The sequence below is a fragment of the Roseivirga sp. 4D4 genome (genome assembly GCF_001747095.1).
Lineage (GTDB): Bacteria > Bacteroidota > Bacteroidia > Cytophagales > Cyclobacteriaceae > Roseivirga.
The window spans coordinates 1-17,734 of sequence record NZ_MDGP01000001.1 but is presented as its reverse complement, the minus strand read 5'-3'; the positions used below and the strand labels follow the sequence as shown (position 1 = coordinate 17,734).

The window sequence follows — 17,734 nt, the reverse complement described above, 5'->3', positions numbered from 1 at the left end:
TTCTTGTGGGGTCCTACGACCTCCCCGACTTGTCGGGGCGCTCTAAACCAACTGAGCCTGTCTGCCGACAGGCAGGCTAATACCCCATTATTTTCTCAACCTCTTCGTGACTTCCCCAACTTCTCGGGGTACTCTAAATCAACTGAGCCTGTCTATCGCAGGTAGACTAATACTCAAAAAATCGGCAGACCTAGGCCTGCCGATACAATATTAGGAAAAATTTTAATCCTGATTAACGATTATAAAGCTTTTTATAATACTCATCTGCCATACGTGAGGCTCTGAAATATTCCTCCACGTCAGCCATACTTTGGTAGTTCATATTTACCCAAGCTTTTTGGTCTTTGTAGTACATTGGAACTATCTCATCCTCAAGGATTCTCATCATGTGATCTGCGTCCCACTGGTCTTGTTCTCCTTCTGGCAAAGTAGTATCTACTTCAGGAATTACGAAACCATTCTTCCCGTGCTCACCGAACTCCAGAATCCAACCATCATTGGTGGAAAAGTTCAACGAACCGTTCATGGCAGCGGTCATACCCGAAGTTCCGGAAGCTTCCAATGGAATTCTTGGATTGTTCAACCAAACATCGGAGCCCTTTTTCATTAATGCAGACAGTCCTAACTCATAGCCTGTAAGTATAGTGGCATTGTGATACTTTCTAGTAAAATGTACCAGCCAATTGAAGGTACTCACTGCGCCATGATCCAAAGGATAAGGTTTGCCCGCCCAGATGATCTGTACAGGATAATCTTTATTATTCAACAACTTCTCAAATCGCTCGACATCTCTGGCGATCAGGTCTGCTCTCTTGTATCCAGCAAAACGCCTGGCCCAAACAATGGTCAAGACATTAGGGTCAAGAATCTTTCCTGTTTGGTCAGCAACCAGCTCAAAGAGCTCTTTCTTCAATTCAACTTTTCGCTTTAAGAATTTCTTGTCGTCCTTTTTCAATCGAGCCTTTTCTAACTCTCCATCTGTCCAGTAGGCTTTATTTTGTGCATTAGTAATAGGAATGATATCACAAATACCATCAAAGCCCCCCCACATATCTTTCGACACCTCGCAATGCTTCTTCGAAACCGCATTGGAAATCTTGGACATTCGCAACGCTGCTAGCGTGTGATTGAACATACCGTTCTCAAAACCAACCATCTCTTCGACCTCGCGAATAGAGAACCCATTGAAAAAGCCCATGTTGTGCAGCATATTCGGATCGTTCACCTCGTTACCCGCCTTGACAGGGGTATGTGTAGTGAAAACTAACTGATCCTTCACCTTTTCAATATCGCCTAACTTTTCCATAAGACGGAAAGCGGCTGGCAAGGCGTGTGCCTCATTGAAGTGATACTGCTCTACGTTATGGTTAATTGCTTCAAGCAATTTAGCACCACCGATACCCAATAGAATGTATTGGGCTATCCTTGTAGAGATATTGTTATCGTAGAGCTTATGTGTGATGGTCTGTGCTAGATGGTCATTCTCAGGGTGATCCGTAGAAAGTAGAAATATTGGTGCTGTACCAAAAACCTTAGGTGCCAGATAGAATACCTTAACTTTCACTGGGTGGTGGTTCACACTTACCTCTAGCTCCAAACCAGTATCCTCTAAGAAGTTATAGTGACGTTCTTGCCACAGCGCATCTAGCTCATTATTATGCTTACGTACCTGATCGTAATAGCCGTATTTCCAAAGAATACCTATACCTACAATATTCTGCTTTAGGTCATAGGCACTTCTCATGTGCGAACCGGCTAGAAAGCCTAATCCACCAGAGTAGATTTTCAAAGGTTGATCAATGGCAAACTCCATTGAAAAGTATGCTACCGATTTCTCGTAACCCTTGCCAAATTTATAAGGATGTTTAAATTTCATCTGTTCGATTTAAAGAGGTCAAATGTAAATGAATCGCTTGAGCACAAGAGGTTAGGCTCCAAAAAGATTAATGCAAACGTTTGATCACAAGGACTCAACTGAAATCGGACAAGATCCCATAAAAAGCGTCAAAAAATCGTCACGCATACAGAGATTATTATTTCAAATACACTAAAACGCATTTCATAGCAATAATTGTAAATACGATTACTCAAGAAAAAATAGGATTATAAAACGTTATTGATTTTATTTGAATGACCTAAACATCATAAATCGGGCTAACTCTCTAGTAATCCGGCAGTTCTGCTATGGTTGGCAATTGAGAGATAAAGTTAGTCGCGCACTTTTTCTGATTCACCTTATCAATTTCCCATTTCGGGAATCCCTTTCTTTCTAAGGGAACAATTACATCACATTAATGCACTGTACGGGTTTATAAAACACTTGGCTCAGGGTTTGACCTTGAGAAAGAAACTAACTAAACAACGCATGGCTGCTGCTAATATCTTCGGATGTTTTAACGTCCGACTGGGGTTATTGACTCTAGTCGGTTTTTTGTCCTTAAGCTTTTCCGTACTTGGACAGAACTTTACTGATATCGCTGGTAATGGTTCTGACGATTCTAATGTCAACAACCGTAACAAGGATGGGGGTTTTTCATTTGCCGATTACGACCTTGATGGTGACTTAGATTTACTCGTCAATACGAATGATAATAACTCAAGCAGAAGATCATATCTACTAAGAAACGACAATGGTGTTTTTATAGATGTTACTAGCAGCGTAGCACCTAATCTAAAGAGCACAAAGACTGAGCGATCGGCTATCTGGGGAGACTTCAATAATGATGGATACCCAGACTTTATTGTTAACACTACCAGACATATAGCTATTTTCCAGAATAATGGTGGCAATTCCTTTTCAAGAATTCAGACGATCACCAGCATTACAGATGGTATCAATACCGAAGGTTTGGGTTTTATGGATTACAACAATGACGGGTACCTTGACCTAGTTATTGAAAGTCACAATTTCGGTATTGACATTTTCAAAAACGATGGAGCCTCTGTCTCTGGCAATCGATTCGATCAAGTGACACAAAACAGTGTGGGTGCGTCAGGCACTGGAGCTGGTGGCTTAGGTTTACCTCAGAGTGGCTCAAATACTGGCGATTACCTTGCTGTAGTAGATATTAACAACGATGGTTTTATGGATATCATCGCCAGAAAGCAAGGAACATCTACCAGCAGCAGCATCGATAGCAATAACTATGACATGTTCATCAATGATGGTGATGGGACATTTACGGTCAATACTTCTTTTAATGATGATGCCAGTAATGGTAATAAAGGAGCAGTGGTCACGGGCGATTTTGATGGTGATGGTGACTTTGATTTTATCTGGGGCTCAGATGCCGATAGCGGTACTCCAACCTTATACCAACAAACTTCAGCTGGAGTCTTTTCTGCTGTTTCTAATCCGTTTAGAAGATCGAATAACAACCTACTGAACGACTCTGGAATTGATGGTATTGCCATGGGCGACATTGATAATGATGGAGATATCGATCTATTCTTTGGAGATAGTGGAGGAGATAGCTACCTCATGCTCAATAATAGCACTGGCGGCACTTTCCTGTTCAATCAACCCAACAACAACAATGGCCTTGAGGTAGGCGAAAATGTTGAAGCAGTTGCTATGGTCGACTTTGATAACGATGGTGATTTAGACGTTTACGTTAACGTTAACGGTGATAATAATCAGCTATGGAGAAATGATCTGATTGGCAGTTCTGGCGAAGTAGCAACAAGTGGTTTTGCTAATAACTACTTGAATGTAATTCCGCAATTGGATTTAGGTGGCGGATTAACACGAAGTGCTCTTGGAGCCACTGTCGTTCTCAAAGATTGTGATGGGAATATTCTATCCCCTATACAAGAAGTAAACGGTGGAGCAGGTCATGGTAGACAAGAGTCCCCAGTACTCCATTTTGGATTGCCTAATGGTCCTTCTGCTTCTTACATAGTAAGTACATCGTTCCTTTCGAGTGGTGGATCGCGAACGACTGTCGACATATCAGTTACACCTTCGGCCCTCGCAGCGCTTAATATCGGTTCTTCAAGTCTTGAATACGAGCAAACCTTAATCGTTAAAAACACTGATGCCTCAGTTTTGGCATGTAATACACCACCTGAGTTGGACCTTGATGCTAGTGGAGCGGGTACTGGCTTCACGAACAGCTTTACTGAAAACGGTGGTGCTGTTAATATTACCGACACCGATGTGTCAATTGTTGATGTTGAAGATGCGAACATTGCCAGTGCGACTATTACCCTAACCAATCGTCCTGATGGTGCACTAGAAAGCCTGATCGTTAATGGAGCTCTTCCTGGCGGTATCACAGCAAGCAGTTACAATAGCGCTACAGGTGTTTTAACACTTTCTGGCTCTGCTTCCAAAGCCGACTACATCACAGCGCTGGAACAAATTCAATACAACAATACCGATGTAGACCCTGACGAAACAGATCGATCGATTACTGTTGTTCTAAATGATGGTACTGAAGATGGTAATACTGCCACTTCAGTGATTTCGGTGACCAAAGTCAATTCAGCACCCGAAATTGATTTGGATGGAAGCACTAGTGGAAATGATTTCACAACAGCCTTTACAGAAGGTGGAGGTGCTGTATCAATAGCTGATACTGATATCGCCATCACTGATTCGGATGATACTAATATTGAGACCGTAACCATTACACTCACAAACATCCTTGATGGTACAGATGAAAGCTTAGCCGTAAATGGTGCACTTCCGGGAGGTATTACTGCTAGTGCCTACGATCCGAATACTGGAATAATAACACTGACCGGTCCAGCCTCTTTGGCTGACTTCCAAAGCGCTATACAACAAATTGAGTACAACAATGCCAGCGGAGACCCAAAAGATGATGACAGAACAATCACGGTTGTCGTTAACGATGGTGATGATAATAGCAGCACGGCAATAACCACCGTTTCTGTGGCCAAAGTCAATACAGCGCCAACTTTAGATTTAGATGGAAGTACAGGCGGCAATGACTTTGCGACCAGCTTCACAATCGGTACCCTACCGTCACCGATTGCTGATACAGATGCAGCCATAACTGATGCTGATGACACTAATATTGAAAGCGCTACCATTACCCTAACCAATCGACCTGATGGTGCCAATGAAAGTTTAAGAGTTTTAGGAGCACTTCCTGATGGCATTACAGCCACAAGTTATGACAGTGGTACGGGCGTCATTACCCTTTCGGGTTCAGGTACATTGGCAAGTTATCAAGCTGCTCTGGCCCAAATCGTTTATGAAAACACAGACGGCACGCCTGATCTAACAGACAGATCGATAACCGTTGTCATCAACGATGGCACCGACAACAGTAACACTGCTACCACTACCATGAGCCTATTCTCAGCGGCCAGCCTTACCGGTTGTGAAGCGGTTGGCACTGGTGGCAATAGTAGTTTTACCTATGCAGCCACCTCAGGAGCTAGCGGATCTGGACTAAATGAAACTGTCACCTATACTTCTATTGGTACACAAGGCGTAACGAATGTGGATATGAAAGTCACATCGACCGCGCAGAGTAATGCAAGTACGAACCACGGCTTAAATGTTTCAGGTGATAATGCCAATCTAAACCTGAATGCCGCATCTGATGTCACCTTACTCTATGAGTTCTTTGAAGCAGGTACAAGCACTCCTATCGCAGTTAGTTTTGCATTCTTAGTGGGAGACTTAGACGGAAGCTCAGGAACACCGGGCGAAACACTAACGGTGAATACTGGTGAAATCGCAGGTTTTTCTTTAGAGTCAAACACCAATGTTCTGGCGCAATTGAATGGTACAAGTCTGAGTTTCTCAGGAACTCAAAACCAAGGCGCTACTGACCTAGAAGGTGCAGTTCAAATCAATATTATCAGCAGGACATCTTTTAGCATTACTTATAGCGGTGGCGTTTTCACAAGTGGCACAAGAAGCTTCGAGTTTGATGCTGATGGTGACTTATCATTCACAAGCGCAGTGTGTAACCCTCCTATTCTCGATTTGGATGGGGATGACAATTCAACAGCAATAGCCGGTGGTTATATTACAACTTTCTCCTTAGGCGGCAGTGCTATTCCAATCGCAGATACTGACGCTTCAGTAAATGACCTAGATGATGTTGAAATGACTGGCGCAACGATCACGTTAACCAACAGACCAAATGGCACCTCAGAAACACTAAGCGCTTTTGGAACATTACCTACAGGTATTACGGCCAGTAGTTATAATTCAAGTACAGGTGTTATAACCCTAAGTGGAACCGCTTCGAAAGCAGATTACGCATTGGCCTTAAGTCAGATTGTTTATAAAAATACCGCAAGTTCGCTCAGCACTACCGATCGCTTTGTAACGACTACAGTTACAGATGGAACAGGAACTAGTAACACAACTACGACCACTATCGGAATTGATAATGTGCCTGCATGTTCTACCATTCCGACACAGTTCTTTACATCTTCAACTTTAGAGTCAGGAACAGCCTTGCAAGAAGGTGCGATCTATAGATTTACAACTACCACAACAGGTGTTGATGCTCTTATTGAAATAGTTGATATTGAAAACGCTACTTTATCGCAAATCGACAGATCCGATTTTGGTGAAGCGAATGCTTTCCAGCCAAGTATTAGAGTCGTCAACAGAAACGTGAATAATGGTACCGGTTATGTAGATTTCAAATTCACTTTTGTGGCCTCTGGAACAGCAACCGAAGTTGACCAGAATGAATTTAGAGCAACATTCGCTGATATTGACGCTTCCAGTAGTGGGCGAAGAGAATTTATCGGTGTAAAGACTGGTCAAATATTCCAGGAGAGTAACACGCGTCTCACGAGGACTTTTGAAGATCCATTTATTGTATACAGGCCGACTGGAACTACAGGGCTTGGAGGCATCAATAATACTGAAGCGAGAAATATGGTCCACCTCAAGTTTGAGGATGTCGCTGTCGTAGAATTCCGAATGGGTGTATCTGGTGAGACTAGTACGAACCCACCTGAAAGACTTTTCTCAGCAGACTTTAACGCCTGTTTGATTCTCAACTTTGATAATCCGGTTAGCTCTCCATTAAGTGCGGACAAAACGGTGAATGTGGATGAGGACGGCACCTTAACTTTTGCGAACACTGACTTCTTCTTTGCCGATGAGGATGGTGATAGCTTTGCTGCCGTAATCATTGCGAGTCTACCCGCAAAAGGAACCCTATTCTACAATGGTGTTCAAGTAACGGCATCTGACATTACTAACGAAACAGAATTCACTGATAGAACCCTTTTCACTTATCAGCCAGTGGCTGATGAAAACGGTGTGGGATACGCAACCTTTGACTTTAAAGTAAAAGATGATTCTGGAGACGCTGGTACGCAAATCGGTACAAACTATACCATGACGATTGATGTCAATGACATTAATGACCTACCAACGACTGACGATATAACTTCTGCCACCGCCATCCAAAGTGATGCTGGAGGTTCGGCAATCGATGACTTAACAGGTGCAGATAGCGATGGTACGATTGCAGCTTTTGTGATCAAGACCTTGCCCGATCCTGCACATGGGGTATTAACATTAGCAGATGGTACGCCAGTAACAGCTAACCAAGAATTGACTCCTGCTCAAGCCGCTGGGTTGTTATTCGACCCAGTCGGCACATACAATGGACCAGCTTCGTTTACCTATGCGGCAAAAGATGATGACGGTGGAGAAGATGCCTCACCTGCCACTTTCACAATAAATATCTCCAACACTCCTCCTACCACTGATGACATTACAAGTGCCACAGCCATTGCTTCTGGGGCTGGAGGAACTGACATTGATGATTTGACAGGTACCGATGCCGATGGCACCATCACTAACTTTATCATCAACACCTTACCTACAGCATCACAAGGCGTATTGACCTTATCGGATGGAACACCTGTGACGGCTGGGCAAGAGCTAACCGTAGCCCAAGCCAACGGATTGAAATTCGATCCAGTGGATGGCTTCCAAGGACCAGTTTCATTCACTTTCTCAAGTAAGGACAATGATGGTGCAACGGATAGTACTCCAGCAACCTACATCGTTAATGTTGCACTAGACACCGATCTAGATGGTGTTGCCGATAGCATTGATTTAGATGACGATAATGACGGTATTCCTGATTCTGACGAATGCCTCACAGTAGTGAATACTGGATTTGAATTCCCTACCATTACGGGTACAAACAGTCAAATCAACGAAAATACAATTGACGGATGGCAAACGACAGCTTCCGACAACCTAATCGAAGTAGCTCGAAATGGCTATGGCGGAATCAATGCTGCAGTTGGCTCTCAATTTGTCGAAATCAATGCCACACAAAGTGCATTACTCTTCCAGCAGGTCTTCATTGCACCAGGTACAACCATCACATGGTCAGTACAGCATAGAGGTCTTGATGGTACAGATGCTGCGCTAATCAAAATTGGAGGTACAGTTGCCGGAGCAGCTTCACAAGCTACTATGACAGATGGGAACACAGCGTGGGGCACTTACACAGGATCTTATACTGTACCTGACGGACAAACAGAGACCTTTATCGTATTCGAAGCAACCAGTTCAGCGAGTGGTTCACTGGCAATAGGTAACTTAATTGATAACCTATCAATTACTGTTACAGGTGGTCCTGGTTGCAACTTAGATACTGACCAAGACGGCATTCCAAATAGCCTTGATCTCGATAGTGACAATGATGGGATCTATGATTTGGTTGAAGCAGGTCATGGACAGACCGATGCTGATAACAACGGTATCATTGACAATGCCAATACATTGTCGGGTACCAACGGTCTATTCGATGCACTCGAAACAGTGGCTGACAATGGTATCTTAACGACTCCATCTGCTGATACCGATGGCGATGGAATAGTTGATGCTGCTGAATTGGACTCAGATAACGATGGCTGTTTCGACAGTCTTGAAGCTGGTCTTTCGGACACAGACAAAGACGGTACTTTGGGTACAGGTGCTACTACTGTGAATGCTAGCACAGGAGTAGTTACTAGTACTGCTGGCTATACAACTCCAACGAGTAATGGAGGTACTTTTGATTTCCAAAATGCCTCAGTATTCTCAGCATGTAACACCCCTCCTACCACGGATGATATTACTAACTCGGGTACTATACTCAGTAGTGATGCTGGTGTCGATATTGATGATTTGACAGGATCGGATGCAGAAGGAACTGTAGACGCTTTTGTAATCAAGACATTACCAACCGCTGCTTCTGGAGTACTGACGCTTGCGGATGGCACTCCTGTAACAGTGGGTCAGGAATTAACAACTGCACAAGCTGCAGGATTAAAATTCGACCCAGCACTTAATTTCACGGGTGATGCTTCCTTCACTTATGCTGCGAAGGATAATCAGGGTGAAGAAGATGCTACACCAGCTACTTTCACTATACCTGTGAGCAATACGCCTCCTACCACCAACGACATTACAAATACGGCTGGTATTCAAAGTAATGCTGGAGCAACCGCACTTGATGATTTGACTGGAGCTGATGTTGACGGTACAGTGGATGCCTTCATCATCAAAACAGTACCTCCGACTAGCGAAGGTGTACTTAAATTGGCTAATGGTTCTACGGTAACTCCAAATCAGGAATTAACACCTGCTGAAGCAGCTGGTTTGACTTTCGATCCAACCACTGGCTTTGTTGGCACTACATCATTTACCTATGCAGCCAAAGACAATGATGGCGATGAGGATGCTACTCCGGCAACCTTCACCATCAATACACTGAACTCTCCACCAGAGTCGAATGACATTACCAATGCAAATACTATCCTAAGTTCGGCAGGCCCAACTGACCTTGACAACTTGAGTACTGAGGATAGTGACGGTACCGTAACTGCGATCATTATCAAGACCATTCCAGCAGCAAGTCATGGTGTACTCACTTTGGCTGACGGAACTGTCATCACACAAGGTTTATCGATCACACCGACACAGGCGCTCGGTATACGATTCGACCCAAGTGGAAATTATAATGGACCATCTACCTTTACTTATGCGGCAGTGGATGATGATGGTGCGGAAGACCTGACTCCAGGAACGTTCATTTTCAACATTGGAAACGTTCCTCCGGTGGTATCGAGCAATACCATTACCATGAACGAAAATGTGCAGGATACTCCTTTAGGATTACCAGCACCAACCGATACAGATTCGGGCAATAGCTTCACGATTACCGTGACTTCCTTACCATCCCTAGGTAATGTCACCTTGGCCGATGGTACCGATGTAGAGATAGGCGATGTATTGACTACCGCGCAGCTGACTACACTATTGTATGATTCTCCTGAGCAGTATGATGGCACTAGCGATCCTGGAGATTTCGGTTATGCCGTAAACGATGGTCAGTTCACAGAAACGGGCGATGTTGATATCATAATCCTTCCCGTGAATGATCCGCCAGTGGCTAATGATGCAACAGTAAGTCTTGCCGAAGATGCAGTCAATGGAACTACAGTTCACAACCTAGTGGCCAGCGATCCAGATGCGGGTGATGCCCTAAAGTATGCGATTACAGGCGGCAATGATGCTGGTATTTTTACCATCGATGAAGACACTGGAGAAATCACCGTAGCCAATGGTTCACTCCTTGATTTTGAAACCATCACGCAGTATGACTTGGTGGTAACAGTTACCGATGAAGGTGGATTAACGGACACCGCTAACGTGACGGTTGAAATGACAAATGTCAACGAGCCGCCAATTGTGGATGGTAAGACAGTTGAGGCAAAACAAGACTCTCCGTACATTTTTACAACCGCTGACTTCCAGACGAACTATAGCGATCCTGAATCAGCAGCAGCTACCGATATTCGTGTGACTTCGCTTCCAGCGAGAGGACAATTGTTATTGAACGGAAATCCTGTGGCAGATGAAGACGTGATCAGCTTTACAGATATCGCATCGGGTAACCTTACCTATGTGCCACCTTCAGGAAATTCAGGCAATGATTTTGCCGAGTTCAATTTCAGAATTTCTGATGGTGCCCTATTCTCTACAGAAGATGATACCATCAATATTAATGTGTCTCCACTTACCTCTGACCTTGCGGTAACCAAAACCATTACACCACCAAATGCAGCCACTGGAGCTACCGTTGAATTCTCTATTATAGTAACCAACAACGGACCAGACTTAGCTACAGGAGTAGCAGCTACCGATCAAATACCTTCAGGTTTTACGTTTGTGAGTGCAGCACCTGATCAAGGTACTTATGATAGTAATTCTGGGGAATGGAGTATTGGTAATATCGCCAATGGCACTTCGGTTGAACTGAAAATCACGGCTACCGCAAACGCTGCTGGTGGCTTCACAAATGTGGCGACCATTTCGGCTTCGGCTAACTTCGATCCGGACCTTGGAAACAATACGGCTATCGTCAACATCACCACGCAGTCGACTGACATTGAAATTGCGAAGACCGTTGATGTCACTTCTCAAAATGTTGGTGGCACGGTCGAATTCACCGTAACAGCTACTAATAATGGCCCTGGTGTGGCAACCGGAGTTGTAGTAGAAGATCAACTTCCATCTGGTTACACTTTCGTGAGCCGTACCAAAGACTTTGGAGAGTATACTGCCGGAACTGGCTTATGGGATATTGGAACACTATCGAGTGGTCAAACGGCTACTTTGATGATCCGCGCTACCGTTAATGCGACAGGTAGCTATAATAATACGGCTAGTGTCATTGCGCTGGATCAACAAGACGCTGACAACACCAACGATCAGGCAAGTGCATCGGTAACTCCGTTGTTATCTGATATAGCGATTACCAAAGTGGTGGACAATGCTACTCCAACACCTGGATCAACTGTAGAATTTACGATTTCGGCCACCAACAATGGAGCTAGTTCAGCACTCAATGTCGAGGTGACTGACCTCCTTCCTACTGGCTACACTTTCGTGAGTGATACCCGAACTTCTGGAACTTACAATACAACGACTGGAGTCTGGGCAGTGGGCACTGTGACTGCTGGAGGCACGCAGACGCTCATCATTAGAGCAACTGTAAATGCAACTGGAGTTTACACCAACACAGCAACGGTTACGGGCAACGACACCTTTGATACTGACGACACAAACGATACTGCATCAGCAACGGTGACAGTTCAGACATCAGATATCAGCATCACCAAAGTGGCAAGCAACACTGCTGCTAATGTGGGTGAAAATGTAACCTTCACCATTACGGCCAGTAATGCGGGTCCTGATGCAGCGACTAATGTAAATGTACTTGATCAACTCCCATCTGGTTATACTTTGGTAAGTAGTACACCAAGTCAGGGTACTTATACTGCTGGTACTGGTGTTTGGGCGGCTGGAACCATCAACAATGGAGCAAATGCCACATTGACGATTGTCGCTACTGTCCTATCTACAGGTGTATATGAAAATACCGCAAGTATTCAATCTGTAGATCAATTGGATCCAGACGACTCAAACGACTCTTCATCGTCAACCGTAACACCAGCTAACGCAGATCTAGCATTGACCAAAACAGTAGATCTTCCTGGTGCCAATGTGGGTGATAATGTGACGTTCACCATCACAGTAACCAACAACGGACCTGATGGTGCTTCTGGCATTCAGGTGACGGATCAACTACCAAGCGGTTACACTTTTGTAAGCGCAACACCAGTCCAAGGAACCTATGTCAGTAGCACTGGCTTATGGACCGTTGGTAGTCTGGCGAATGGTGCTTCTACTTCCTTAGAACTTGTAGGAACACTGAAGTCTAGTGGAACGCTGACTAACTCAGCGACTATTTCTGCTGCAAACGAATTTGACACCAATACTGGAAATAATACAGCCACAGCTTCTTCAAGAATTGAAAGTGCTGATGTATCTATTGCTAAGTCTGCCGACAACCTTTCACCTAATATCGGTGAGCAAGTAACCTTCACTGTTTTAGTGAGTAATGCAGGCCCTGATGGTGCGGATAATTTATCTGTTAGTGATGCTTTACCAAGTGGTTTAACTTATGTAAGTCATACGGCTTCCAGAGGCACTTACCTTCCTGGAACAGGCATTTGGAACATTGGTAATTTGAACAATTCTGGTACCGCCACTTTGCAAGTGGTTGCCACGGTATTATCTACTGGAACTTATGCTAATACGGCTTCAATCAACGCTGTCGACCAAGCGGACCCAGACAACACGAATGATGCTAGCACTGCTACGCTAACACCACAAGGTGCTGACTTGTCCCTAACCAAATCAGTGGACAATGCAACTCCAAATGCTGGTGACGATGTGATTTTCACCGTGAATTTGACCAATAATGGACCGAACGCTGCAACGGGTATCCAGATCACTGATCAACTGCCAAGTGGTTACAGTATTGTTAGTGCTGTAGCCTCACAAGGTACTTACACCCAAGGCACAGGAATTTGGGCAATCAATAGCCTATCTAACAGTGCAACGGCAACTTTAACCATCAGAGCGATGGTTCAGGCAAGTGGCGATTTCAATAATACCGCTACCGTTACTGCTTCGGATCAGTTCGATGTGAATACTGCCAACAATACCGCCAGCCAGGCAGTAACGCTACAAAGTTCGGATATCAACATTGTAAAAGTGGTTGACAATCCTTCGGCCAACGTGGGCGAGAATGTGACTTTCACAGTGACGGTAACCAATAGCGGTACCGATCAGGCTACTGGACTTTCCATCAAAGATCAATTGCCTTCAGGTTATACCTTCATTTCGGCAAGTCCAGCACAAGGAACATATGTTTCCGAAACAGGCATCTGGACTATCGGTACTTTGGCCAACGCTGGAGTTACTACATTAGAAATTTTAGCCACTGTCCTATCAACCGGAGACTATGACAATACTGCCAGTTTAAATACACTGGATCAGCAAGATCCTGACAATACTGACGACCAATCAACAGCTTCAGTGGCACCACCTCAGGCTGATTTAGCCTTGACAAAAACTGTGGATGCCTCCAATCCAAATGTGGGCGATGTGGTGAATTTTACGGTTACCTTAACTAACAACGGACCAAGCGCAGCTGCTGCAACGGGTATTGAAGTAACTGATAAATTGCCGTCCGGCTATGCAGTCGGAACGATCACACCAAGCGTAGGTACTTACAGCAACACCACAGGTATTTGGTCAGTAGGTAGCCTTGCCAATGGCGCGACAGCTACTTTGACAATGTCTGCTACAGTCCTCGCGGCTGGTGATTTCAACAACATTGCTCAAGTGACCTCTTCAGATGTATTCGATCCTAACACAGGAGATAATACGGCAAGTGCGAGTATTGTGGCGCAATCGGCTGATTTAGAAATTACTAAGTCCATCTCTGATGACACGCCAAATGTGGGTGACAATGTGACCTTCACATTGAGACTCAACAATAAGGGAACTGATCCGGCAACGGGTGTAACAATAACCGATCAATTGCCTGATGGCTATACCTATGTTTCGGACAATACGGTATTCGGAAGCTACAACAATACAACAGGCATCTGGAATATTGGATCAATTGCAGCCAACCAAACCGCAACATTAGAGATTGTAGCGACTGTACTATCAACTGGTAGCTATGACAATACAGCTAGTGTAACCACTGCCGATCAAGGTGACCCTGTTACAGCGAATAACACATCTACTGTTACTGTGGATACGCAGTTTGCTGACCTCAACATGAGCAAGGTGGTGGACAATGCTAACCCTGTTCCGGGTGATGATGTCATCTTCACTGTGACCTTAAGAAACGATGGTCCTGATGCGGCTACTTCTGTAGCGGTAACTGATCAACTGCCTTCTGGCTATACCTTCGTATCTGCCAATGCTTCTCAAGGAAGCTATGTGTCTTCTACTGGAGTTTGGACTGTGGGTACTATTGGTAACTCTGCTTCTGCAGTACTTTCTATCAGAGCAACCGTACTGGCAACTGGTGACTTTACCAATACTGCTACTATCACTGCTTCTGATCAGTTTGATACTGATACGGCTGACAATACGGCTAGTACTTCAGTGACGCTTCAACAAGCTGACATTGCACTGACTAAAGTGGTGAGTAATGCTACTGCCAATGTGGGTGAAAACGTGACCTTCACAGTGACCGCTACTAACAATGGTGGTGACGCTGCTACTAACCTTCAGGTATTAGATCAACTGCCTAGTGGATATACTTTTGTGTCTTCTACTTCTACCCAAGGTACTTTCACTAGTGGTACAGGTATCTGGGCCATTGGAACACTTCCTAAAGATGGAGTAGTAACACTTGAGGTTGTGGCTACTGTACTTGCCAATGGTGTTTTTGACAACACCGCTAGTGTTAACAGCTTAGATCAGGTGGATGGTGTGAGTGGTAATGATACAGCTACTGCCACAGTAGATGCGCCTAGAGCTGACCTTAGTCTTGATAAAACAGTAAGTTCTACTTCTCCTAATGTGGGTGATGTAATCACATTTACTGTAACATTGACCAACAATGGTCCTGATGTGGCTGATGCTACAGGCATTGAGGTAACAGATCAAATACCTACTGGATATACTTTCGGAACGGCTACACCTAGTCAGGGTACTTATACTGCTGGAACAGGGGTTTGGGCTGTTGGTACACTAGCTAAAGATGCGACTGCTACTTTAACCATTACCGCTACTGTACTTGCTGCTGGTGACTTCACCAATACAGCTACTGTTACCGGTAACGATGTGTATGATCCTAACTCGGGTGATAATACTGCTTCGGCTAGTATTGTAGCTCAGTCTGCTGATCTATCTATTACCAAAGTAGCTAGTGACGATACTCCGAATGTGGATGACAATGTCACTTTCACCATCTCGGTAAGCAATGCTGGTCCTGATGCGGCTACTGGTGTTCAGGTAACTGATGTATTGCCTTCAGGATATGACTTTGTGTCGGCTACTACTGCTTTTGGTAGCTACAACAACACCAATGGCCTCTGGTCTGTAGGATCTGTAGCCAATGCGGGTACTGCTACCCTATCCATTGTCGCTAAGGTGAAGGCTACAGGTACTTATGATAACACTGCTTCGATAACTGCTGCTGATCAAACTGATCCTAATGCAGGTAATAACAGCAGTACTGAAACGGTCGCTGCTCAGTTTGCTGACCTTAACGTGACTAAGTCGGTAGATAATCCTACGCCTACTCCTGGTAGTAATGTAGTATTCACTGTTACTGTATTGAACCAAGGTCCTGATGCGGCTACGGGTATTGAAATTACTGATCAACTGCCTGATGGCTATACTTTAGTGTCTGCTACGCCTACTGCGGGTACTTATACTGCTTCGACTGGCATATGGACAGTGGGTACGCTAAACAGTACTTCTTCTGCTGTATTGAGCATTGTAGCAACTGTGCAGTCTTCTGGAATCTTTACCAATACAGCAACTGTTTCTGCTTCTGATGTCTTTGATACTGATGGTACAGATAACACAGCAAGTGCTACAGTTACACTGCAAACTTCTGACATCAACATCACCAAAACAGTAGATAACCCTACTGCCAATGTGGGTGAAAATGTAGTCTTCACTGTCACTGCTTCAAATACAGGTTCTGACAATGCAACCGGACTTACCATTACCGATCAACTGCCTAGTGGATATACTTTCGTTAGCGCAACAGAATCTACCGGTACTTACAACAGCGGTTCTGGGGTTTGGACTATCGGAGCATTGAACAATGCCGCTACTGCTACCCTAACCATTACCGCTACGGTACTATCAACTGGTGACTATGGAAATACAGCTTCTGTAACTACTCTAGATCAACTAGATCCAGATAACTCTGATGACTCGGCTGCTGCTACGGTGGTGCCAGCTCGTGCAGACTTAGAAATTCAGAAAGTAGTTGACAATACCGCACCAAATGTTGGCTCGAACGTGACCTTCACGGTGACCCTAACCAATAATGGACCAAGTGCTGGTTCTGCCACAGGAATTACAGTAACTGACCAATTACCAAGCGGATATACACTAGTATCTTCTACCCCAAGTGTAGGTACTTACACTGCAGGTACAGGTATATGGGATGTTGGGTCTTTGGCTAAAGATGCTAACGCGACTTTAACAATTGTTGCGACTGTTTTAGCATCGGGAGATTATGAAAACAGCGCTTCTGTGACGGCTGTCAATGAATTTGATCCGAATGCGGGTAACAACACCGCCACTGCTACGATTGTGACGCAATCTGCCGATCTAGTCGTAACGAAAGTAGTAAGTGATCCTGCTCCGAATGTTGGCGATAATGTCACATTCACGGTACGTGTGAGCAACAACGGAACCGATTTAGCTACTGGCGTAACGGTATCCGATCAACTGCCAAACGGCTACACTTTTGTATCTAAAAACACTGGTTTTGGATCGTACGATGAAAATACTGGTGTATGGACAATAGGCTCAGTTTCGACAACACAAACCGCAACATTAGAGATTGTAGCGACTGTACTATCAACTGGTAGCTATGACAATACAGCTAGTGTAACTACTGCCGATCAAGGTGACCCTGTTACAGCGAATAACACATCTACTGTAACGGTAGATACGCAGTTTGCTGACCTGAACATGAGCAAGGTGGTGGACAATGCCAACCCTGTTCCTGGTGATGATGTCATCTTCACAGTGACCTTAAGAAACGATGGTCCTGATGCGGCTACTTCTGTAGCGGTAACTGATCAACTGCCTTCTGGCTATACCTTCGTATCTGCCAATGCTTCTCAAGGAAGCTATGTGTCTTCTACTGGAGTTTGG

The 17,734-nt window shown here is 44.5% G+C and carries 2 protein-coding genes; one reads left to right on the top strand and one right to left on the bottom strand.

Features of this window, described 5'->3' with window-relative positions; all coding sequences use genetic code 11:
- Nucleotides 1-232 precede the first annotated feature (232 nt).
- The gene (gene glgP / locus BFP97_RS00010) at nt 233-1,876 is read right to left on the bottom strand and encodes an alpha-glucan family phosphorylase (RefSeq protein WP_069840456.1); all 1,644 of its coding nucleotides are present in this window, start codon (nt 1,874-1,876) and stop codon (nt 233-235) included.
- Between the two features lie 462 nt (nt 1,877-2,338).
- Here glgP and BFP97_RS20600 point away from each other — a divergent pair.
- Nucleotides 2,339-17,734 (top strand): FG-GAP-like repeat-containing protein (locus BFP97_RS20600; protein ID WP_139135126.1); only part of this gene is annotated, 15,396 nt, incomplete at its 3' end.

Excerpts from the sequence above, each read along its gene's own strand:
- glgP (WP_069840456.1), bottom strand. The coding sequence starts at position 1,876 with ATGAAATTTAAACATCCTTATAAATTTGGCAAGGGTTACGAGAAATCG.